Source organism: Mumia sp. zg.B17 (assembly GCF_019550915.1).
GTDB lineage: Bacteria > Actinomycetota > Actinomycetes > Propionibacteriales > Nocardioidaceae > Mumia.
In genome coordinates this window covers 140,245-153,843 of record NZ_JAHWCI010000006.1, presented here as the reverse complement: position 1 = coordinate 153,843, position 13,599 = coordinate 140,245, and the positions used below count along the sequence as shown (strand labels likewise).

Genomic DNA, 13,599 nt, shown 5'->3' with positions numbered 1-13,599 from the left:
GCCGACGAACCAGCCCGTACGGAAGGACAGATGTGCACCGATCGAGGTCGTTCGTGCTCGCCCGCGGCGCCGCCATTCTCCTGGCGGTCGCGCTCGGTGGCTGCGGCTCCGCGTCCGATCTGGCCGACGCCGAGCCAGCGGCCGAAGCATCCGCCCCGACGACGTCGCCGCGCACCGCGCAGCTCCCGCTCGACGACGTCGCGACCGACCTGACCGACGACGTCGGTCCGATGAGGGCGTTCCGGAGCCCGAGCGGCAACATCGTGTGCCGGCTCAACACCGACGGTGCGCGCTGCGACATCGGCGACTTCGACTTCTCGCCCCCGCCCAAGCCGGAGGGCTGCGAGGACGGATGGGGTCGCACGCTGGTCGTCGACGACGAGGGCGGCTTCTTCAGCTGTGACGCGCCGACGCTCGCCGGCAACTCCCCAGAGCTCGCCTACGGCAAGTCGACGACCCTCGGCTCCTTCGGGTGCACCAGTCAGCGCACGGGCATCACGTGCCTGAACACCGAGACCGACGAGGGCTTCACCGTCTCGCGCGAGCGCGCCGGCACCTTCTGAGGCGCGCCACCCGACACGACGACAAGGACCCGCCATCGGGCCGCCGCAGCGGCCCGATGGCTTCCGTCTCGTCAGGGGCGAGCCCGCGTCAGAGCGACGCGAGTCCGGTCAGAGCGCGCCGCTCTCGCGACCACCTGCGGGCACGGTCGCGTACGGGTCCGCAGCCGCCACGCGGTCGGCCTTGTCCTTGGGCTGGAACCGCTCCTCGAGGAGGACGGCGATCGGCGAGGCCACGAAGACCGTGCCGAGCGTGCCCAGCGTGAGACCGAGCAGCAGGGCGATCGCGAACGGCTGGAGCGAGGCACCACCGAGGATCGCCAGGGCGGCGAGGATGAAGATCGCACCCAGGCCGGTGTTCACCGTACGGGGGACCGTCTGCATGATCGAGTCGTTGAAGATCCGGCGCAGGCTGTCGCCCTTCTTGCGTTCTCGCAGGTTCTCTCGGATGCGGTCGAAGACGACGACGGTGTCGTTCACGTCGAGACCGATGATCGAGAGGATCGCGGCGAGGAACACCCCGTCGACCGGCTCACCGAACCACGCGAAGATGCCGACCACCAGAGCCACTGTCGTGGCGAGCGCCAGCACGGCTGCGGTCGCGAACGTCCATCGGAACCGGATCGAGAGATAGAGCATCTGGGCGGCCAGGGCGATGATGAACGCGATGATCGCCTGGTTGCGGAGCTCCTTGCCGAGGCTCGGGCCGATCAGCTCGTCACGCTCCTTGGTGACGGGACCGGCCGCCTCGTCCAGGGCGTCCTCGATCTTGACGGCCTCGTCGTCGGTGATCTTGTCGGTGCGGACCGTGATGTTGTTCTGGTCGCCGGACTCGCCACCGCTCTCCTGGACCACCGCGCTCGGGAAGCCGGCGTCGCTGACGACCGTACGGGCGGCGTCGGTGGTGATGGGCTTGCTGACCTTGTAGTCCAGGACGCGGCCGCCGGTGAACTCGACGCCGAGGTTGAGCCCCTGGGTGACGACGCCGGTCACGGCGACGGCGATCGCGGCGAGCGTGAGCCCGACGAGCAGGCCCGAGCGCTTCAGGATGAACGGTCCCTTGGTCACCAGCCACGTGCGGAACTTGCCGGTCCCGGTGAGACCCGTGATGCCGGGGCGCTTCTGGGCGAAGGACCGTCGTACGGCCCAGTCGGTGAGGACGCGGGCGATGACGAGCGCCGAGACCATCGACGCGATCGTGCCGATCGTCAGCGTCACACCGAAGCCCTTGACGGGCCCGCTGGCGAAGAAGAAGAGCAGTCCCGCGGCGATGATGGTCGTGACGTTGGAGTCGAGGATGGCCGTCCAGGCCTTCTTGTAGCCCGTGTCGAGCGCTCGTGGCAAGCCCTCACCGGTCCGCCGGGCGTACTCCTCGCGCGCTCGTTCGAACACGAGGACGTTGGCGTCGATCGCGAGGCCGATGGCGAGGACGAAGCCCGCCAGGCCGGGAAGGGTGAGTGTCGCCCCGAGCCACACGAGCATCGCGTAGGACAGGAGGGCGTAGGTGCCGAGGGCGATGCTCGCCAGGAAGCCCATGAGGCGGTAGACGAGCATGATGAAGACCGCGGTGAGCGCGACGCCGATGAGCGCCGCCTCGATCGACGCCTCGATGGCGGAGTCGCCGAGGGTCGCGCCGACCGTGCGCTGCTCGATGACCTCGACCGGGACGGGGAGCGCGCCGCCCTCGATCAGGACGGCCAGATCCTTGGCCGAGTCGGCCGAGAAGTCACCGGTGATGCTGGTGGTCGATCCGGGGCCGGCGCAGAGGCTCGGCTGCACGGCGGGGGAGGAGATGACGTTCTTGTCGAGCATGATCGCGATGCGCTGCCCGCCGGCGGTGTTGGCGCACGCCTCGTTGACGAGCTGCTTCCAGCCGGGGGTGCCCTCCCCGTTGAAGCGGACGTTGACGACCCACTGCAGCGACTGCTGCTCCTGCTCGGCCTTGGCGCTGGAGACGCCGTTGCCGTCGAGCAGCTGCGGGCCGACGATGATCGGGTTGCCGTCCTCGTCCTCGACGATCTGCTGCCCCTCAGCGGGCTTGGCGCCCTCCTGAGCCGGGCCGATCACGTTGTGGAAGGTCAGCTGGGCGGTCTGGCCGATGACCTCGGCGGCCTCGCGCGGGTCCTGGACGCCGGGGAGCTCGACGATGATCCGGTTCTCGCCGGAGCGAGCCAGGGTGGGCTCGGCGACACCGAGGGCGTCGACGCGGCCGCGCAGGACCTCAAGCGCACGGTCGGTCGCCTCGCCGTCGGCCTTCACGCGCTCGGTGTCCTGGGTCTCCAGGACGATCTGTGTCCCGCCCTTGAGGTCGAGACCGAGGCGGGGGGTGAAGTTCAGGGCGACGACTGCCGAGATGACGAGGACGGTGAGGGCCGCCAGAGCGCGCCACAACGGCGCGCGAGAATCGGGACGTGACACGGAAGGCTCCGGGATCTGCTGACGTGGCGACCGCGGTCAGCGCGGTCAGGACTGTGGAGGTCGTCCGTCAGCGGGGCGGCGCGCGGCTGCGCTCGGGCGAGGCGGTAGCGGCCGACGCCGCATCGTCGAGAGCCAGGAGCCTGCGGGCAGTCACTGCCGTGCCGCCGATGTGGGCAGCAGGGAGCGCCGCGAGGTCGGGCCCGAGCCCGTTCTGGTCGTGATGGGCGCGAGCCCCGACGTCGACCTTGTGCACCGTCACCTTGGTCACCGTCACGGCGCGGTCGGCAGAGCTGCGTGCGTCGGACGGCGCGGGTGTCTGGCTGCGAGCGGTCGCGGTCGAGGCCGGACCCGCGAGCATGAGCAGGAGTCCTGACAGCGCTGCCGCAAGCATCACGGCAGGCAGGCGCGGGACGGTCCTGAGCATTTGACCAGTCTAACCGGACAGGAGGGGGCACTCCTCCGTCGAGGTGATCGTGGTCACTCCCGCCGTCCTCCGCCTCTCACGCTCACGACAGGTCGGCGAGGGCGGACCCGATGGCGCGGTGGAACGTCGGATAGGCCCAGATGGTCCGGAGCAGCTCCTCCACGGGGACCCGGGCCTGGATCGCGACCGTGAGCGCTCCGAGGATCTCCCCGCCCGCCGGCCCCGCGGAGGTCGCTCCGACGAGCACGCGGCGCTCGGCGTCGGCGACGACCTTGATGAGCCCGCTCGCACCCGGTCCGTACGTCGCGCCCCGCGAGGACGCTGCCAGGTCGGTGATCCCCGTACGCACCGGGAGCCCGCGGCGGCGTGCCTGCTCCTCGGTGAGTCCGACCGCGCCGATCTCGGGGTCGGTGAAGGTGACACGAGGAAGCGCGCGGTACGAGGCACCAGGGCCCTTCTGACCGGTGATCGTCGCCACGGCGATCGCGGACTGGTACATCGAGACGTGCGTGAACCCGCCGCGGCCGGTGACGTCCCCGATCGCCCACAGCCCGTCCACCACCGCGCCGCCGCTCAGGACCCGTTGGTGCGGATCGGTGGTGACGAATCCGTGCTCGGTGGGCACACCGAGCTCCTGGAGGCCCAGCCGGTCGGTGTTGGGAGTCCGCCCGGTGGCGACCAGCAGCCGTTCCGCGTCGAGGTCGGAGCCGTCATCGAGGGTGATGGCGAAGCGCTCCCCGTCGTACGCCACCGCCGCGACCGGGCTCCCGGTGCGCACCGTGACTCCGTCGGCCTGCAGGGCGCCGACGACCAGGTTCCCCGCCTCCGGCTCCTCGTGCGCGAGGAGCCGTGGCCCGGACTCGACGACGGTGACCACCGTGCCGTAGCGCGCGTACGCCTGTGCGAGCTCCAGCCCCACCGCGCCACCGCCGAGGACGAGCAGCGATCGGGGGAGGTCGGGGCTCCGGAGGATGTCGCGGTTGGTCCAGTACGGCGTGCCGTCCAGTCCGTCGATCGGCGGTGCCGACGGACGGGTCCCGACGTCGAGGAGGACACCCCGGCGAGCCGACCAGGTCCGGTCACCGACGGCGACCGTCCGCGGCCCGGTGAGGGTCGCAGTCCCCCGTACGATCGTCGCGCCCGCCCTCTCGAGCCGTGCGACCGACGCCGAGTCGTCCCAGTCGGCGGTGACGTCCCGTACCCGCGCGTAGGCGTCGGCGAAGCGCGGGGTCACGGCGACCTCACCGGCCACGCCGTCGGCTCGACGGGCCGACGCGAGGAGATCGGCGGAGCGGATCAGCGTTTTCGAGGGGATGCAGCCGTAGTAGGGGCACTCGCCTCCCACGAGTCCGTCCTCGACCGCCACCACGTCGAGCCCGGAGCGTGCGAGCGCCCCCGTCGCCGCCTCGCCGCCGGGACCCGTGCCGATGACCACCACGTCGACGGTGGAGCCTGTACGGCCGTACGGAGCAGTGTCCATAGACGCGAGCATCGCTCACCGAGGGACATCCCGCAGCGCCGATCGGCGGGACGAGGGAGGGGAGAAGGCTAGTGCGCCGGGCTGGGAGCACCTCACGGCGCGTGGCCGCTCGTAGCGGCTAATTTTGGGACCCGGGGCAACCGCAGCCCGGCGCACTCCCAGACTAAACCAGGTTGCCTCGGCGTTCATTCCGGGCGGCACTCTCCAACGCGGCGGCGGTGTCGACGAGCCGTGACGCGCTGATGGCCTGGCCGTGGTCGTCCTCACCGAGCGCGGCCCTGCCCACCCCGACGATCCGGGCGAACGCCGCTGCCCGGTCGAGGGTGTCGGCGAGGTCGTTGGTCACGACACCGCGCACGACCGCGTCGGCGAGCGCGACGACCTCCTGCGGTCCCGGGGGATCGACGACACCGGCGACCACCTCGTCGACGGGCGCGTGGGCCTTGCCGGCGTCGAACTCGCGGGCAGCCTGGACGGCGTCGCGTCGCACCCAGGTGCGCAGCACGTACAGGCGCCACAGCGCACCGGCGAGCGAGTCGCCGGGAGCGTCGGCCCACAGCTCGGCGAGCAGGTCGAGCCCGTGCTCGTCGGCCAGCGCCAGGACCCGCTCGGTGGTGGCCTGGTCGGAGGCGTCTCGGGCGCCGCGGACCAGGAGGTGGGCGACGCGTGCGCCAGCCTCCGCGCGTGCCACCGGGTCCTGGTCACCCTGGCGCGCCGCGAACAGCTCGGGAGCCGCGACGAGCGGCTTCTTGAACTCAGCCACCCGGCCAGCGTAGTGGGTGCTCAGAGCGCGCGGAGCGCCTCGGCGAGCGGTTGGGCGGTGAGCGCGACCTGCCACGGGCGGGCACCACGGTCGGTGAGGAACGCCGCGACGGCGTCGCGGTCCGGTGCCACCGTCGCGTCCCAGGCGAGCCGCCGGAGGATGTCGGGTGTCAGAAGGTTTTCGAGAGGCAGGTCGTGGCGCTCGGCGATCGCCGTCAGAGCGGTCCGGTACGCCGCCAACCGGGCGGCAGCCTCAGGGTTCCGCTCGGGCCACGCACGAGCAGGCGGAGGACCGTCGGCGTCGCTCGACGCGTTGGAGGGCAGCTCTGACTCCGGCAGGTCCCGGGCGGCGGCGAGGGCACTGTCCCACGTGTCGAGGTAGCGGCGCGCCCCGCGGCTGCGCATGACCTCCAGGTCACGCAGCTCTTGGCGGCTCGCCGGCGCGGTGCGGGCGATCGTGACGATCGCGGCGTCGTTGAGGATCCGCCCCGGGGTTACGTCGCGCTCGCGGGCGATGACGTCGCGCGCCTCCCACAGGGCTCGCACGAGCGCGAGCCGTCGCGGCCCACGGACCTTGTGGATGCCGGACGTCCGCCGCCACGGCTCCGTCCGGACTGCGGGACCGGCGAAGTGGAGAAGTGCTTGGAACTCCTCGTGGGCCCACTCCAGCTTGCCGGCCCGCTCGAGGCGCTCCTCGAGGGCGTTGCGCAGCCCGACGAGAGGCTCGACGTCGAGGGCGGCGTACACGAGCCACGGCTCGGGGAGCGGCCGTCGTGACCAGTCGGCGGCGGAGTGCTCCTTGGCCAGGCTCATCCCGTACACGTCCTGGACGAGCGCGGCCAGGCCGACGCGCGGGAGGTTGAGAAGTCGGCCGGCGAGCTCGGTGTCGAAGAGCGCACGGGGGCGCAGGCCGACCTCCGCGAGAGACGGCAGGTCCTGGGTGGCCGCGTGGAGGATCCACTCGGTGGGGGCGAGCACGTCGTCGAGCTCATGGAGGTCCTCGAACGCGATCGGGTCGACCAGAGCCGTCCCAGCTCCCTCACGGCGCAGCTGGATCAGGTACGCCCGCTGCGAGTAGCGGTATCCGGAGGCGCGCTCCGCGTCGATCGCGACCGGGCCGGTCCCGTGGCGGAGGGCGTCCAGCACGCGCTGGAGGGCCTGGGCGTCGTCGACCACCGCCGGGAGGGGGTCGTGCAGCTGCAGGGGCGGGAGGACGACCTCCTCGGTGGGGGAGTCGTCGGGTTCGGAGGTCACCGCGGCGGCCGTCCCTCGCGCCCGCGTCGGGGCAGGGTCAGTACACCAGGGGCCAGCGGGGGGAGCCCGGCCACGGTGCACAAGAGCTCGCTCCACGCGACGGCGTGCGAGGCGAGGGTGTCACCGGTGCCGAACAGGGGTGTCCAGGAGGCTCTGATCTCCAGCTGCGCGCTGGAGCCGTCCTCCTCCATCCCTCCGAAGCCCTCCGTCCGGACGGTCGTGACGCTCCCGCTGGGCGCGACGTACGAGGCGCCCTGGGAGAACAGCGCCTCGACCAGCCAGCTCCAGCCGACCTCGGGAAGCACGGGGTCGCTGGCCATCTCGGCGTCGACCTCGGCGCGGGCGAACGTCACCAACCGGAACGTGCCCTGCCAGGCGTCGTTGCCCGCCGGGTCGTGGAGCAGGACGAGCCGGCCGGTGCCGACCTCGTCGCCATCGGCGGTGACATCGCCGCTCTGCGCGTACGAGTACGGCGCGATCCGACGGGGTGCTGCCAGCTCCTCGCAGACCACCTCGGGACGTAGCTCCGCGTCTCGCAGGGCAGCGACAGCCTCGATGAACTCGGACGGCTGACCGTCGAGCTCGTTGCGTGCTGCCATGCCTCCACCATAGTTCGCGGAGCGTCAGACCTGACGCAGCGACGCGCCGTTCGACCTGCGAGGATCGGAGGGTGAGTGCCCCGCAGAAGGACGACAAGCCCGAGGCCTCGTCGTCGACCACGGCCGCGCCCAGCCCTGCGAAGGACGGGACGACGCCGAAGACGACCAGTGCCTTCCTCGCCGCGTGCCGGGGGGAGAAGCCCACCCATGTGCCCGTGTGGTTCATGCGTCAGGCCGGGCGTTCTCTCCCGGAGTACCGCAAGCTCCGCGAGGGCGTCCCGATGCTCGAGTCGTGCACGCGGCCCGAGATGGTGGTCGAGATCACGATGCAGCCGGTGCGCCGGTACGGCGTGGACGCCGCGATCTTCTACTCCGACATCGTGGTGCCGCTGAAGGCGATCGGAGTCGATCTCGACATCGTCCCCGGCACCGGCCCCGTCGTCGCGACGCCGATCCGTACGGCCAAGGCCGTCGCCAAGCAGCTGCGCGACCTGGAGCCGAGCGACGTCGAGTACGTCACGGAGTCCGTGCGCGGGCTCGTCGGCGAGCTCGGCGACACGCCGCTGATCGGCTTCGCCGGCGCACCGTTCACGCTGGCCTCGTATCTGATCGAGGGCGGGCCGTCGCGCGACCACCGGCTGACCAAGGAGCTGATGTACCGGGACCCGGAGACGTGGGACGCGCTGCTCGGCCGGCTCGCCTCGATCGCGGCCGCGTTCCTGCGGGTGCAGGTCGAGGCCGGTGCCCGGGCGGTGCAGCTGTTCGACTCCTGGGCCGGCTCGCTCTCCCGTGAGGACTACGTCCGCTACGTCAAGCCGTACGCGAAGACCGTGCTGGATGCGGTCGCCGACCTCGATGTGCCGCGCATCCACTTCGGTGTCGGCACCGGCGAGCTGCTCAGCGAGATGGGTGACGCGGGAGCCGACGTCGTGGGCGTCGACTGGAGGGTCGCGCTCGACGACGGGATCGCACGGGTGGGTCCGGGCCGGTCGGTCCAGGGCAACCTCGACCCGACGGTCGTGTTCGCACCCGACGACATCATGAAGACCAAGGCCGATGCGATCCTCGATGCCGGGAGCAAGGCACGCGGCCACGTGTTCAACCTGGGTCACGGCGTTCTCCCCGCCACCGACCCCGATGCCCTCAAGCGCCTGGTCGACCACGTCCACGCCTACGAGCTGCGCTGAGCGTGCCGGTGAGGTCCCCCGTGCGCGTGGCGGTCGTCGGTGGCGGCCTGGCGGGCGCGACGGCAGCGCGCGCCGTGGTGGAGGCGTTGCCCGACGCCGTCGTGACCCTGTTCGAGGCCTCTGACCGGGTCGGAGGCAAGCTCGCGGGCACGGAGGTCGCCGGGATCACGGTCGACGTCGGGGCGGAGTCCATGCTCAACCGGCGTCCCGAGGCGGTGCGTCTGGCCCGCGAGGTGGGTCTCGGGGAGCGTCTCGTCCATCCCGAGCCGGTCGCGGCGGCACTCTGGGCGCGCGGTGAGATGCGCCCGATCCCGCCGTCGGTGATGGGCGTTCCCACCGACCTCGACGCGCTCGCCGAGACCCACGTCCTCAGTCGCGCCGGCATGCTGCGCGCCCGCGCCGACCTGCCGTTGCCCGAGCCCGCCGACGACGTGTCTGTCGCGTCGTACGTGGGGCGGCGTCTGGGGCGGGAGGTCGTCGACATGCTGGTCGAGCCGCTTCTCGGCGGTGTGTACGCCGGTCACGCCTCGGAGCTCTCCGTGCGTGCGGCCGCGCCGGCGATCTGGGCGCTCCACCACCGCGGACGGCGTCTCGCGCACGCCGCCGCCGAGCAGTCGGCAGCGGCGCCGAAGGATCTTCCGCCGGTCTTCGCGGGCCTCGAGGGCGGGATGTGGCAGCTGCCCGCCGCGGTGGTCGACCACCCGAGCATCGTCGTACGCTCCCGCGCGACCGTGCGTGAGATCAGCGCGCTGGGCTTCGGTCGGTGGCGCCTGGTCGTCGGCCCCGCGAACGCCGCCGAGGTGGTGGAGGTCGATGCCGTGGTCGTCGCGACCCCGGCTGCGCCTGCTGCGCGGCTGCTGGCGCCGTGCGTCCCGGTGGCGGCGCGGCTGCTGCGTGAGGTCGACTACGCCTCGATGGCGATCGTCACCCTGGCCGTGCCCCGCGACCAGGTGGCCGCCGACGCCGCAGGATCGGGTTTCCTGGTCCCGCCCGTGGAGGGGAAGGCGATCAAGGCGGCGACATTCTCGTCGTGGAAGTGGGGCTGGCTGGGGCGCCGGACCGGTGACCTGATGATCCTGCGCGCCTCTCTCGGCCGGGCGGGTGAGGAGCACGTCCTCCAGCGTGAGGACGCCGACCTCGTGGCGACGGCGGTGTCCGACCTCGCCGAGGCCATCGGCCTCCGGGGGCCGTTGGTGGACGCGGATGTCCAGCGCTGGGGCGGTGGTCTGCCGCAGTACACCGTGGGGCACCTCGCCCGAGTCGACCAGATCTCCGACGCCGTCGGCCGCACGCCCGGGCTTGCCGTGTGCGGCGCGGCGTACGGCGGGGTCGGGATCCCGGCGGTCGTCGCATCCGCCCAGGCCGCCGCCCGGAGCATCTGCGACCACCTCGAGGGGCCCGTGGGCCGAGGGGGACAATGAAGCCATGACGACGCCCGAGGTTGACCACGAGGCCCTGAACGCGACGATCCGCTACACGATGTGGTCGGTGTTCCGCTTGGAGACGCCGTTCGGAGAGATCGCGGACCGGACGAAGGTGATCGCCGAGGTCGAGAAGCTCTTCGCGGAGCTGGCCGACGCCGACGTGGTCGTGCGGGGTGCGTACGACGTCGCAGGGCTGCGCGCGGACGCCGACGTCATGATCTGGTGGCACGCCGTGAGCGCCGACGCGCTCCAGGACGCCTACCACGCGTTCCGCCGTACGGCCCTGGGTGAGCGACTGGCTCCGGTCTGGTCACAGATGGGGCTGCACCGCCCGGCGGAGTTCAACCGCTCGCACGCCCCGGCGTTCATGACCGAGCCTGGAGGCAAGGCGTACCTCTGCGTCTACCCGTTCGTGCGGTCGTACGACTGGTACGTCCTGCCCGAGGCCGAGCGCCGGGAGATGCTGCGCGAGCACGGCATGATGGCGGCGCCGTACCCCGACGTCCGGGCCAACACGGTCGCGTCGTTCGCGCTCGGCGACTACGAGTGGCTGCTCGCGTTCGAGGCCGACGAGCTGCACCGCATCGTCGACCTCATGCGCGAGCTGCGGGCCTCGAAGGCGCGGCTGCACGTGCGCGACGAGATCCCGTTCTACACGGGTCGGCTGCGCACCGTCGCCGAGCTCGTCGACACCCTTCCCTGACCGCGGGTCGCTGTCTGGCGCCCGCGGGTCAGTTTCTGGCGCCCGCGGGTCGCTGTCTGGGGTCCGCGGGTCAGGATGCGTCAGGGACGAGCCGAAGGCTCACACCGTTGATGCAGTAGCGCTGGTCGGTCGGCGTCGGGAAGCCCTCACCCTCGAAGACGTGACCGAGGTGCGAGCCGCACCGCGCGCAGCGCACCTCTACGCGCCGCATGCCGAGCGACACGTCCTCGATCAGCTCGACGCGTTCTCCGGCCAGCGGTGAGAAGAACGCAGGCCAACCGCAGTGCGCGTCGAACTTCGTGTCGCTGCGGAACAGTTCCGCGCCGCACGCTCGACACTCGTACACGCCGGGGGTCTCGTCGGTCTCGTAGGAGCTGCTGAACGCGCGTTCGGTCCCCGCCTCCCGCAGCACGTGGAACTCCTGGGGCGTGAGCTCGACACGCCATTCGTCATCCGTCTTCTCGACCTGGTACGCCATGCCTCCATCGTACGGACGAGCACACGCCCAGAGGGTGACCCGCGAGCGCCAGAGGGTGACCCGCGGGCGCCAGGGGGTGACCCGCGAGCGTCAGATGAGGGAAGCGCCCTCGCCTGCACCGGCCGACTGCGCGTCGAAGCTCTCGTGCTCGATGAGACGGAGCGTCGGCACGTGGAGCTTGCGCTCGGCGCGCGAGGCCCAGTCGACGTGGAAGAACTCCGAGAACACGTGCGACGTCGTCAAGATGATCGCCTCCTCGGCCCCCACCCGCGTGACGAGGTCGGCGAGCGCGCTGACCGGGTCGTCGTGGGTCAGGGCGCCGCGTGCGGTCGTGTCGGCCTTGCCCGCAGCAACGATCAGGTCGATCGAGCGCTGCAACGACTCCTGGCCGGCTTCGACGATCGCATTGTCGACGTCTCCGACCGTCTGCGAGTCGGGCATAGCGAGATCGGCTCCACCGAGCACGCCGAGAGAGGTCGCCATCGTCGCGGCAGCGTCCTCGACCGGGAGCAGCAGGTGATAGACGACCGGGTCGTCGAGACCCTCGTGCAGCGACGTGAGCTGACGCGCGTCGAGCTCGGAGAGCTCCTGCTCGAACAGGACGGCCACGTCGTACGGCGTGCGGGCGTCCTGGGTGGGCTCGGTCATCGGTGAGGCCTTTCGTGACGAGTCCGCCGACTGCGGTCGGTACGGGGTCAGCCTACCGCCGAGTCACCGCTGTGGGGTGTCGCGGCGGGTGCCGGTTGCCACTGCCCGAGCTCGGTGCGTACGACGGTGGGATCGCCGGCGCGGGCGAGCCGGAGGGCGGCGGCGGTGACGTCGGTGATCTCGACGACGGCCTCGCGCGCGTCCAGGGCTTGACCGTCGTCGACGACCGGGTTCACCACGCAGAGCTCGTGGAAGCGGACCCGCGGTCGGTCCTCCTCGGCCCGCAGGACTTCGAGGAGCATGCTCTGTGCCGCCCCGGTGACGCTCACGGGTCCCGATCCGGCCTCCGGCTTCAGGGTCGCGATGCCGTTGAGGGCCACGTACGCCGACCCCTGGGGTGCCAGGGACGGCACCGTCGACCGCGCCGCGAGGAAGTGGGCGGTCAGGTGGCTCCGGAGCAGACCGTCCCAGGTGGCGGTGTCGAGATCCACCAGGTCGGCGCCCTCCCACCACCCCCCGATCGCGGCGAAGGCAGCGTCGATCCCACCGCGCCGGCGCAGCTGATCGGCGACGTAGTGGGAGCCCTCGTCGGTGGACACGTCAGCAACGACCGGACGCATCAGGGCGCCGGCCTCACCCAGCCATTCACGCACCGCGTCGAGCCCGGCGTCGGATCGGCCGACCGCGAGCACCGTCACGTCCTCGAGCAGCAAGGCGCGGACGAGGTGCCGCCCGACGTATCCCGTGGCGCCGTGCACGACGGCGGAGCCAAGACGCAGGGGAGTGGCTGGAGAGTCGCCCGAGGTCGTCATGCGCTCAGTCTGCCGCGCCTGAGCGGCAGACCGAGCGCAGGCGTGGCGCGGCCGACCGCGTCAGGCCGGGATCGGGACCAGATCGACTGCGCCGACGGCGTAGCGGGCGAGGACCACCTCGGCGAGCTCGGGTGCTGCGCCGAGCGGGTCGGAGACCGCCACCGCCCCGGCCTCGAGGGCGAGCTCGGTGGCCCGGTCGGGCAGGAAGCCCGGGGCGAGGAACAGCGACCCGACGGCGATGTGACGCTTGCCGTCACGGCGCAGCTCCCGCACCGCCTCGCCCGCTGCTGGCGGTGCCGCTGAGGCGAAGGCCGCGATCACCGGCAGCTTGTGGCGGGCGCCCCAGGCGCGGGCGACGCGGGCGACGTGCGCGTTGGCGAGCGGGTTCGACGACCCGGCCGCTGCGAGCACGAGGCCGTCGAGCTCGGTGGCTCGGGCCTCGCGAAGGGCCGCGCGCAACCGGAGGTCCAGCACGCCGAGGAAGCTCTTGTGGATGCCGAGGACGTCGGTCGCGAGCACCCGGACGTGAGGATGGCGACGCCGCGCCGCCTCGACGACGGCGGGGACGTCGACGCTGGCGTGGTGGGCGTGGGTCAGGAGGAGCGGGACGACAACGACCTCGTCGTGCCCCTCGGCGACGAGCCGGTCGATCACCGTGAGGGGTGACGGCTCGGAGAGCTCGAGGTAGGACTCCTCCACGCGGAGGTCCGGACGCATGCACCGGACCAACTCCGTCAGTGATGCGATGGTTGCGGCCGAGCGGGGGTCACGGCTCCCGTGAGCGAGAGTGACGAGTGCAGGGGCGGTCATGGTGCATTCCTCCTTCCGAGAGGGTGTCGAAGAGTGGTGT

The 13,599-nt window shown here is 71.9% G+C and carries 14 protein-coding genes; 4 read left to right on the top strand and 10 right to left on the bottom strand.

Annotated elements, in window-relative coordinates:
- Window positions 1-32: 32 nt before the first annotated feature.
- A complete protein-coding gene (locus tag KV097_RS09240; RefSeq protein ID WP_220347107.1) occupies window positions 33-563 on the top strand; it encodes a DUF6636 domain-containing protein in 531 nt (176 codons plus the stop codon).
- A gap of 108 nt (window positions 564-671) precedes the next feature.
- Here KV097_RS09240 and secD read toward each other — a convergent pair whose 3' ends face one another.
- From secD to KV097_RS09210, 6 genes are all read right to left on the bottom strand, one after another.
- Window positions 672-2,978: a protein translocase subunit SecD gene (gene secD / locus KV097_RS09235; protein WP_220344495.1), complete on the bottom strand. Its 2,307-nt coding sequence runs from the start codon at window positions 2,976-2,978 to the stop codon at window positions 672-674.
- Window positions 2,979-3,045: 67 nt separating this feature from the next.
- A complete protein-coding gene (locus KV097_RS09230) occupies window positions 3,046-3,402 on the bottom strand; it encodes a hypothetical protein (RefSeq protein WP_220365712.1) in 357 nt (118 codons plus the stop codon).
- Between the two features lie 82 nt (window positions 3,403-3,484).
- Window positions 3,485-4,882, bottom strand: coding sequence for an NAD(P)/FAD-dependent oxidoreductase (locus KV097_RS09225; protein WP_220347108.1), 1,398 nt, complete (start codon window positions 4,880-4,882; stop codon window positions 3,485-3,487).
- Between the two features lie 163 nt (window positions 4,883-5,045).
- The gene (locus tag KV097_RS09220; protein WP_220365711.1) at window positions 5,046-5,645 is read right to left on the bottom strand and encodes a hypothetical protein; all 600 of its coding nucleotides are present in this window, start codon (window positions 5,643-5,645) and stop codon (window positions 5,046-5,048) included.
- A 20-nt stretch (window positions 5,646-5,665) separates the two neighbouring features.
- A complete protein-coding gene (locus tag KV097_RS09215) occupies window positions 5,666-6,898 on the bottom strand; it encodes an HRDC domain-containing protein (protein WP_220344501.1) in 1,233 nt (410 codons plus the stop codon).
- Window positions 6,895-7,497: a DUF3000 domain-containing protein gene (locus KV097_RS09210; RefSeq protein ID WP_220344502.1), complete on the bottom strand. Its 603-nt coding sequence runs from the start codon at window positions 7,495-7,497 to the stop codon at window positions 6,895-6,897. The genes KV097_RS09215 and KV097_RS09210 overlap by 4 nt, the downstream gene beginning before the upstream one ends.
- Before the next feature lie 71 nt (window positions 7,498-7,568).
- On the opposite strand from KV097_RS09210, the gene hemE reads away from it, so the two are divergent.
- From hemE to hemQ, 3 genes are read left to right on the top strand one after another with little or no spacing between them, the layout of a single operon-like run.
- Window positions 7,569-8,684 carry a uroporphyrinogen decarboxylase gene (gene hemE, locus KV097_RS09205; protein WP_220365710.1) on the top strand — a complete coding sequence of 372 codons (1,116 nt, stop codon included), beginning with the start codon at window positions 7,569-7,571 and terminating at the stop codon, window positions 8,682-8,684.
- An 8-nt stretch (window positions 8,685-8,692) separates the two neighbouring features.
- The gene (gene hemG / locus KV097_RS09200) at window positions 8,693-10,105 is read left to right on the top strand and encodes a protoporphyrinogen oxidase (protein WP_308289384.1); all 1,413 of its coding nucleotides are present in this window, start codon (window positions 8,693-8,695) and stop codon (window positions 10,103-10,105) included.
- A gap of 4 nt (window positions 10,106-10,109) precedes the next feature.
- Complete coding sequence (gene hemQ, locus KV097_RS09195; protein WP_220344506.1) at window positions 10,110-10,811, top strand: hydrogen peroxide-dependent heme synthase; 702 nt, start codon at window positions 10,110-10,112, stop codon at window positions 10,809-10,811.
- Window positions 10,812-10,881: 70 nt separating this feature from the next.
- Here the strand turns inward: hemQ and msrB are convergent, their stop codons facing one another.
- From msrB to KV097_RS09175, 4 genes are all read right to left on the bottom strand, one after another.
- Window positions 10,882-11,289 carry a peptide-methionine (R)-S-oxide reductase MsrB gene (gene msrB, locus KV097_RS09190; RefSeq protein WP_220365709.1) on the bottom strand — a complete coding sequence of 136 codons (408 nt, stop codon included), beginning with the start codon at window positions 11,287-11,289 and terminating at the stop codon, window positions 10,882-10,884.
- Between the two features lie 90 nt (window positions 11,290-11,379).
- Window positions 11,380-11,937: a hypothetical protein gene (locus KV097_RS09185; protein ID WP_220344510.1), complete on the bottom strand. Its 558-nt coding sequence runs from the start codon at window positions 11,935-11,937 to the stop codon at window positions 11,380-11,382.
- A 47-nt stretch (window positions 11,938-11,984) separates the two neighbouring features.
- On the bottom strand, window positions 11,985-12,749 hold the full coding sequence (locus KV097_RS09180) for an SDR family oxidoreductase (protein ID WP_220365708.1): 765 nt from the start codon (window positions 12,747-12,749) through the stop codon (window positions 11,985-11,987).
- Between the two features lie 60 nt (window positions 12,750-12,809).
- Window positions 12,810-13,559, bottom strand: coding sequence for a sirohydrochlorin chelatase (locus KV097_RS09175; protein ID WP_220365707.1), 750 nt, complete (start codon window positions 13,557-13,559; stop codon window positions 12,810-12,812).
- Window positions 13,560-13,599: the final 40 nt, after the last annotated feature.

Excerpts from the sequence above, each read along its gene's own strand:
- KV097_RS09225 (WP_220347108.1), bottom strand. The coding sequence starts at position 4,882 with ATGGACACTGCTCCGTACGGCCGTACAGGCTCCACCGTCGACGTGGTG.
- KV097_RS09185 (WP_220344510.1), bottom strand. The coding sequence starts at position 11,937 with ATGACCGAGCCCACCCAGGACGCCCGCACGCCGTACGACGTGGCCGTC.
- hemQ (WP_220344506.1), top strand. The coding sequence starts at position 10,110 with ATGACGACGCCCGAGGTTGACCACGAGGCCCTGAACGCGACGATCCGC.
- KV097_RS09175 (WP_220365707.1), bottom strand. The coding sequence starts at position 13,559 with ATGACCGCCCCTGCACTCGTCACTCTCGCTCACGGGAGCCGTGACCCC.
- KV097_RS09230 (WP_220365712.1), bottom strand. The coding sequence starts at position 3,402 with ATGCTCAGGACCGTCCCGCGCCTGCCTGCCGTGATGCTTGCGGCAGCG.
- KV097_RS09210 (WP_220344502.1), bottom strand. The coding sequence starts at position 7,497 with ATGGCAGCACGCAACGAGCTCGACGGTCAGCCGTCCGAGTTCATCGAG.
- msrB (WP_220365709.1), bottom strand. The coding sequence starts at position 11,289 with ATGGCGTACCAGGTCGAGAAGACGGATGACGAATGGCGTGTCGAGCTC.
- KV097_RS09180 (WP_220365708.1), bottom strand. The coding sequence starts at position 12,749 with ATGACGACCTCGGGCGACTCTCCAGCCACTCCCCTGCGTCTTGGCTCC.